Consider the following 6,893-nt stretch of genomic DNA (forward strand, 5'->3'; position numbering starts at 1 on the left):
GCTGATTCTGCCGCCTGATGCGGACAGCTACGGTCCGCGATCCGGCCTCAGCCCTCCTGCGCGGCGCGCACCCGTACCGCCAGGTCGTTGTCGTGGGTGTAGTACGGCCCGATCTCGACGGCTCCCTCGGGTCCGTCGAGGACCGTCACCGGATAGCTGAAGATCGGCTTCTTGTCCGCGATGTCGTCGAGCAGCCGCGCGAGGCGCACCCGCGGCCCCTCGTCCCCCCGGGGCAGCAGCCACAGGTCCCAGGGGCCGGGCCCGGCGGCGAGGTCGGCGTAGCGCAGCGCGACGTCGAACTCCGGGCCGCTCGCGGTGACGTCGGCGCGCACCACCCGGCCGGGGTCGGCGCGCAGCACCGCCTCCACCCGCGCCGCGGCGGTCGGCTCCACGCCGTACACCCGGGCGTGCGCCGTGAGGCCCGTCTCGGTGATGCCCAGCTCACCGGCCTCCGCGTGCGGGGCCCGCACCCAGGCGCGCACCGAGAGGTTGCCCTGCTTGGTGGCGTAGGGGATGCGCACGGAGACATGGCCGCGGCTGCCGCTCGGGGCGCGGTCGACGAGCGAGCGCAGGTCGTTGACGCCCGGCACGAGCCGGCGCGGCTCGCCGCCGTCCACCAGCGCGTACGCGTTCCAGCGGCCCTCGGCGAGCTCCACGCTGCTGGGCAGGGCGGCGCGCAGCCTGCCGTCGGCGGCCGGGGTGAGCGGCAGGCGCACCTCGGCGGCGGGGTCGGAGTCCCGCAGGCGCAGCAGCAGATGGGCGGTGCCCGCCCCGCCGGGGTCGGTGACGTCGAAGGTGAGGCCGCCCGCGGAGTCGGCGATGCAGTCCGCGCGGGGCGCGGCCGCCTGGTCCTGCCCCGCTGCGGCCGGTGTCGGGTCGTCCCTCGTGTCCCGGGTGAACACGGCCGTCATGCGAGACGCTCCTTCGTCGGTGCGGATCTTCCGGCGTCGCGCACGGCGTACGCGCCGCTGAGCAGTGCGCCACGGGCGCGGTGCAGCGTGCCGCGCACCCGGCCGCCGAGCGAGCCGCCGCTCTTGATCATGCCGGTGAACATCGCCTCGTAGCGCTCGGCGATCCGGGCCGGGTCGAAGCGCTCGGAGTCTTCGAGGGCGGCGCCCGCCATGCGCCGGCGCAGCGCGTCGTCGTTGATGAGCTCAAGCAGCCCGCCCGCCATGGCGTCGGGGTTGCCGACCTCGACGAGGCGGCCGTCGACACCGTTGTCGATGATCTCGCCGGGCCCGTGCGGGCAGTCGGTGGCCACGACGGGAAGCCCGCAGCGCATCGCCTCGACGATGGTCATCCCGAACGACTCCAGGCTGGAGCTGACGGCCGCGATGGAGCCCTTGGCCCACTCCGGCTCGATGGGGTGGGCGGGGCCCATGAGGAAGACGTGGTTGTACAGGCCGAGGTCGTCGATGAGGCGGCGCAGCTTGTCCTTCTGGCGGCCGCCGCCGTAGATCCGCAGGCGCCAGTCCGGGCGCTCGCGGCGCACCGTGTCGAAGGCGCGGATCAGCAGGTCGTACCGCTTGACGGGGGCGAGGCGGCCGGCGGCGACGACCCATTTGCGGGAGCCGTCGGCGGGCTCGATGCCGGGCGCGGGGACCGGGTTCGGCACGGCCTGGACGTGGACGCCGGGCAGCCGCATCCCCCCGCGGTAGGCGCGGGCGTCGGCCTCGGTCGTCGTGGTCAGGACGTCCAGGCGCGGGTAGACGCTGCGCAGCTGGCGCCGCAGTTCCCTGGTGTGGGCGTCGAAGGTGAGGTGCTCCTGGCCGACGCGCAGCGCGCCGCGCCGGGTCTGGCGGGCGACGTGCACATTGAGCCCGGGCCGGGTGCCGACGACGACGTCCGCCTCGACGGACCCCAGGTGGGCGGCGATGCGCTCGTCGGTCAGGGCGCTGTACTGGCGGTAGCGCCCCTCGGCGCTCGGGAAGACCTTGGCGGGGGTGCGGTGGGCGACGCTGTCGCCCTCGTATCCCCGGCGGCCCTCCCTGAGGTCGACGAGGTGTCTCAGCCTGATCCGCGCGTCCGGGGTGAAGACCGGCTCGTCGCGGTGGCGCAACACCGAGACGATCTCCACGTCGTGCTGCTCGGCCAGGGTGTTCGCCAAGTTGTACGTGGTCCGGATCGTCCCTCCGATCCCGTATGCGTTGTGAATCAGGAAAGAGATATGCATATGTATCCGTGTTCCGCGATTCTCCGCGGACAGTCCGTCTCGTCCGCCTACCGAAGGGTTAGACGGGGATTCTTGGCCAAGGGTTGGGCGATCTGACCGTCTTGTTGTCCAAGGGAGGCCCGATCGTGAGGCGGAATGGGGAACTCCATGAGTGGTCCAGCGGTCATGGCTGGTAAGCGAGCTGCGGTACGTCGAAGCAGTTCTCGTCCATGGCGCCCTGTGTGACCCAGCCCTCGCCGTCCCGCCAGCGGGCCACGGACACACACGTCCTGCGGCTGTCCGGCGGCCGCTGCCGCTTCTCGTACGTGACGGGCAGCAGCAGCCCGTCCGCGTCGTACGGCTCGCCCCGGCTCATGAAGCGGTCGACGCAACGGCGGGTGACGTCCTTGCCCGCGGCCGCGCAGGAGCGGGCGGCGTCCGTGAACCACATCGCGGCCGCCCAGCCCTCCAGCTGCCACTGGGACAGCGTCCCGGAGCCCTTCACACCGGCGCGGAACTCCTTGACCGCCCGGTGCCCCGTGTCCTCGTAGTTGCGGCTGGCGCCGGTGGCCCACAGGGCGTTGCGGCAGCGCGGCGCGTCCTTGTAGTCGTCGGCGACGGCGGCGGACCAGTTCTGCACGTTGGTGACCTTCGCCGTGACGTCGGCGCCCACGTCGTCCATCGCCTCGCACAGCCGCGCGTTGCCGTGGGTGTCCATCGCGTCGAAGACGAGGTCGGCGCCCTGGTCCTTGAGGTCGGCGGCGACGGCGCGGAAGTTGGGCAGGGCGAAGTCCACCTGCTCGGTGACGACGCGGTAGCCCTCCCGCTCCAGGCCGCGCTCGACGAGACGGGCGTACGCGGCCGACGCGGCCTGGTTGTAGGACACGACGGCGGCGGTGCGGGCGCCGTGCTCGCGCTTGAAGTAGCGGTAGACCTCCGTGCCGCCGTACAGCTTCCCGCCCCAGCCCGGCTTCCCCGCGCGCGGCGCGAGGCTGCCGTAGATGCCGTACAGGTGCGGATAGGTGTCGTAGGCCGCGCCGATCGGCTGGCCGCCGATGTCGGGCACGCCCGCCTTCGACACCCGGGAGGCGCCCGCGTAGTCCAGGACGGTGGTGGCCACCAGGGCGACGACCTTCCGCTCGTCGAGCAGCTTGTGGACGCAGTCGTTGTTGCCGACGCCACTGCCGCCGTCGTCGCAGGTGTGCACCTCGACCTCGCGGCCGCCGACGCCGCCGCGGTCGTTCAGGCGCGCGAAGTAGGCCTTCGCCCCGTCGCGCGGCCCGGTGAAGGCCGAGCCGCCCACGGGGCTGGTCGCGCTCGTGATGACGCCGACCCGCACCGGCGGGCCGCCGCCCTCGGGCGCCCCGGTCGGGCGGCGCTCGAAGTCGCTCTGGGGCAGCCTGCTGCCGCAGGCGGCGCCCGCCAGGAGCGCCGCCGCCGTCAGCGCGGCCGCGAGAACGCGCCTGGCGCCCCGGGCCTCAGCAGCCCGGGCCCGGCGACGCATTGCCGCTCAGCTTCACCAGCGCGCACAGGGTCTTGACGGAGACCTTCCAGGTGTCGTCCTGGTTCACGGCGGTGCCGCTCGCGTCGGGCAGCGCCGTTGCGCCCTTCAGCGTCAGCGCGTACGTCACCTCCGCCTCCTTCGCCGAGGTGAACTCGACGTCGGAGACCTTCGCCCCGACCTGCTTGCCGCGCTCGTCCCCGCTGAAGCCCTGCAGGACCTTCCGCAGCTCGGCGCCGTTCTCCAGGACGGCTTCCTTGTCCTTCAGGGACACCGAGGGGTCGAAGAACCGCTGCCAGTTCGCGCGGACCTCCTTCTCGGCGGCCGCCGGATCGGCGGGCGCGTCCGCGTCCTTGCTCGTCTCCACGGGCGGCTGCGGGGGCGGGCTTCCGCTGTCGTCTCCGCTGTCGTCGCCGCAGGCCACGGCGGCGGGGGCGATCAGCAGGGCCGCGGCGGCCGCCAGGGCCGCGCTCCGCACCCGCCCCCGCCGAAGATCGCTCCCCCGCCTGGGGCTGGTCCAGAGAACCATCTGGCTCACCACCGGGTGTCGGTCCGGGCGAAGAGCGCCCGGTGCTTTCAGGGTCAGCTTCCAGAAGGCATAGTGCAAGCCATTGGCTGCCGTGAACAGACCCACCAGGCACCTGTTGAGCACCTGTCAGACCGCTGCCGTCTCCCAGGGGGGCCTCGATGACATCTCCCGCCGCCTCGCGCACGGCCCGGCTGCGGGCGGTGCACCCCATGCTGTGGGCGGCCTTCGCGGCACTGGCCACCGGCGCGGTCCTCTCCGTCATCGGCTGGTACGGCATCTCCGGCGAGCGCTTCGCCGAACGGCAGCTGCCCTATCTCGCGTCCTGCACCGTCCCCGGCGCCGCCCTGATCATCGCGGGCGCGATCCTGCTCGCCCACGGCAGGAGCGCCCTCGCCGCGGCCCGCGTGGAGGAGCTGTACGCCCTGCTCGTGAGCGTCGAGGGCCAGGAACAGGCGGCCGCGGGGGCCGAAGGGGTGACGGCGCGGGGCGCCACCAGCCGGGAGGCGCGCGCGGTGCCCGGCGGCACGCTCTGGCACCGCGCGGACTGCCCCCTCGTCGCGGGGAAGCCGGACGCGGTGCCCCCCGACGCCGGGGCCGTGGCGGCCGGGGGCCTGACGCCCTGCCCGGTCTGCGCGCCGCACGAGCCCCCGACGGCGACGCCCGGGCCCCCGGAGGGCTGAGCCGGTGTCCTCGCTGAGCTACGACCTCACCCTGGCCGGGCTCTCGGTCGGCAGCGCGGCGGCCCTCACCGGCATCGGTCTGATCGTCACGTACCGCGCGACGGGCGTGCTCAACTTCGCGCACGGCGCGATCGCGATGGTGTGCGCCTACCTGCTGCGCCAATGCACCGTCGAGTGGGGCTGGCCCCTGTGGCTCGCCGCCGCCGTCACGCTCCTGGTGGTGGCGCCCGCCATCGGCCTCGCCCTGGAGCGTGCCGTCTTCAGGCCGCTCGCCGTGCTCGGCGGCGACCCGGCGCAGACGCTGGTCGCCTCCCTCGGCGTGTTCGTGCTCCTGGTCGGCGGCGCGGCGCTGATCTGGGGGCAGGGCGCGCGGGCCGACGCGCCGACGCTCGTGTCGGCCGACCCCTGGGGCCAGCTGGCCGTCGCCGTGGCGCTCGCGCTCGCCGTGGGCGCCGTCACGCGCTACACGCGCTTCGGCGGGGAGCTGCGCGCGGTGGTCGACGACCGCCGCCTCGCGGTGCTCGCCGGGATCGACGCGGACCGGGTCGCGGCGGCGGGCTGGGCGTTCGGCTCGTTCACGGCGGGCCTGACGGGCGTCCTGCTCGCCCCGTACGTGCGCCTCGACCCGTACGGCATGCCGCTGCTCGTCATGGAGGTCGTGGCCGTCGCCGTGGCCGCCCGGATGCGGAACCTGCCGGTGGCGGTCGTCGTGGCCCTCGGCGTCGGCGTGGCCCAGAGCCAGCTGACGCGGCTGCACCCGTCCGGGTGGGGCGAGCCGCTGCTCCAGGCGGTCGGCGCGAACCTGTTCGTGGTCGCCCTGCTGGTCGCCGCGCTCGTCCTGCCCGGCGTCGGCACCGGCGACGCCCTGCCGCGCACGGCCACCGCCCGCATCCCGACCCCGCCAGGGGCGTGGATAGTGGCCGTCGTCCTCTTCCTGCTGCCGCTCGGCCTCGCGGGCTCCGACCTCACCACGTCCGTCCAGGTCCCCGCCCTCGCCGTCATCCTGCTCTCGCTGGTCGTGGTCACCGGCAGGGGCGGCCAGATCTCCCTCGGCCAGGCCGCCTACGCGGGCCTCGGCGCGCTGTTCACGGCGCTGCTCACGCACGGCCGCTTCCCCGGTCTGCCAGAGCTGCCGACGCTGCCCGCGCTCGCCGTCGCCGTGCTGCTCGTCGCGCCGCTCGGCCTGCTCACGGGCTGGCCCGCCATCAGCCGCCACGGCCTGGCGCTCGCGCTCGCGACCTTCGCGGTCGGCGTCGGCGTCAGCCGCTTCGTGTTCGCGCAGCCGTACGCGACGTCGGGCCTCACCCTGGAGCGGCCGCCGGGCTTCGACGGGGACCGCGCGTACTACCTCCTCGAACTGCTCCTGCTCGGCGGCTCCCTGCTCCTGGTGGCCGCGCTCAGACGCGGCCGCACCGGGCGGGCGCTCGCCGCGATGCGCGACCACGAGGCGGGGGCGGCGGCCTCCGGGGTCGCGGTGCGCTCGCTGAAGCTCACCGCGTTCGTCACCGGCGCGGCCCTGGCCGCCCTGGGCGGGGGCATGCTGGGCATGGGGCTGCGGGCGTTCGACCCGGGCGCGTACGACCCCGTGCGGGGGCTGCTGTGGTTCGCCGCGGTGGTCGTCCTCGGCGCCGACAGCCTGCTGGGGGCGCTGGTCGCGGCCGCCCTGCTCGTGGGGCTCGACGCGGGGGCGCGCGGCGGGGTCGCGGCCGCCGTCATCGGGGTCCTCGCCATACTGATCGGCCGCTTCCCCGGCGGTCCTTACGAGGCGCTGCGCGCGTGGACGCGGCGCTTGCGGCGGCGCCCCTCGCTGACCCCGCTGGGGCTGCGGCTGCGCGCGGCCCTGCTGCCGAGAGACCTGGCCACGGCGGCGGCCGCGCCCGCACCTGTGCCCATGCCCGGGCCCGCGCCCCTGGCACCGGGGGCTTCGCGGGGCGGCCCGCCCCGGGCCGGGCTCCCGGCCGCGCCCGACCGCGAGAGCGGTGAAAGCGGCGAGCGCGCAAGCGCCAATGCCAACGCCGCGAACGGCGGCAG

General features: G+C 74.9%; 6 protein-coding genes. 2 read left to right on the top strand and 4 right to left on the bottom strand.

Annotated elements, in window-relative coordinates; translation table 11 throughout:
- Positions 1 to 47: 47 nt before the first annotated feature.
- The 4 genes from AC07A4_RS40430 to AC07A4_RS40445 all read right to left on the bottom strand — a co-directional run bounded on the left by AC07A4_RS40430 (position 48) and on the right by AC07A4_RS40445 (position 4,182).
- Entirely contained in the window at positions 48 to 911 is an 864-nt protein-coding gene (locus AC07A4_RS40430) for a hypothetical protein (protein WP_478609355.1), read from the bottom strand.
- Positions 908 to 2,173: a glycosyltransferase family 4 protein gene (locus AC07A4_RS40435; RefSeq protein ID WP_478609357.1), complete on the bottom strand. Its 1,266-nt coding sequence runs from the start codon at positions 2,171 to 2,173 to the stop codon at positions 908 to 910. Before AC07A4_RS40435 ends, AC07A4_RS40430 begins: the two co-directional genes overlap by 4 nt.
- 163 nt (positions 2,174 to 2,336) lie before the next feature.
- On the bottom strand, positions 2,337 to 3,656 hold the full coding sequence (locus tag AC07A4_RS40440; protein ID WP_478609360.1) for an ABC transporter substrate-binding protein: 1,320 nt from the start codon (positions 3,654 to 3,656) through the stop codon (positions 2,337 to 2,339).
- Positions 3,631 to 4,182: an MTB12 C-terminal domain-containing protein gene (locus tag AC07A4_RS40445; protein ID WP_478609363.1), complete on the bottom strand. Its 552-nt coding sequence runs from the start codon at positions 4,180 to 4,182 to the stop codon at positions 3,631 to 3,633. The genes AC07A4_RS40440 and AC07A4_RS40445 overlap by 26 nt, the downstream gene beginning before the upstream one ends.
- A gap of 158 nt (positions 4,183 to 4,340) precedes the next feature.
- Between AC07A4_RS40445 and AC07A4_RS40450 the strand changes: the two genes are divergently transcribed.
- Together AC07A4_RS40450 and AC07A4_RS40455 are read left to right on the top strand one after the other, a co-directional pair.
- On the top strand, positions 4,341 to 4,862 hold the full coding sequence (locus AC07A4_RS40450; RefSeq protein ID WP_478609365.1) for a hypothetical protein: 522 nt from the start codon (positions 4,341 to 4,343) through the stop codon (positions 4,860 to 4,862).
- A gap of 4 nt (positions 4,863 to 4,866) precedes the next feature.
- On the top strand, positions 4,867 to 6,893 hold a 2,027-nt coding region (locus tag AC07A4_RS40455; RefSeq protein ID WP_478609367.1), incomplete at its 3' end, for an ABC transporter permease subunit.

The organism is Streptomyces sp. NPDC043996 (assembly GCF_056435225.1).

Excerpts from the sequence above, each read along its gene's own strand:
- AC07A4_RS40445 (WP_478609363.1), bottom strand. The coding sequence starts at position 4,182 with ATGGTTCTCTGGACCAGCCCCAGGCGGGGGAGCGATCTTCGGCGGGGG.
- AC07A4_RS40435 (WP_478609357.1), bottom strand. The coding sequence starts at position 2,173 with ATGCATATCTCTTTCCTGATTCACAACGCATACGGGATCGGAGGGACG.
- AC07A4_RS40450 (WP_478609365.1), top strand. The coding sequence starts at position 4,341 with ATGACATCTCCCGCCGCCTCGCGCACGGCCCGGCTGCGGGCGGTGCAC.
- AC07A4_RS40430 (WP_478609355.1), bottom strand. The coding sequence starts at position 911 with ATGACGGCCGTGTTCACCCGGGACACGAGGGACGACCCGACACCGGCC.
- AC07A4_RS40440 (WP_478609360.1), bottom strand. The coding sequence starts at position 3,656 with ATGCGTCGCCGGGCCCGGGCTGCTGAGGCCCGGGGCGCCAGGCGCGTT.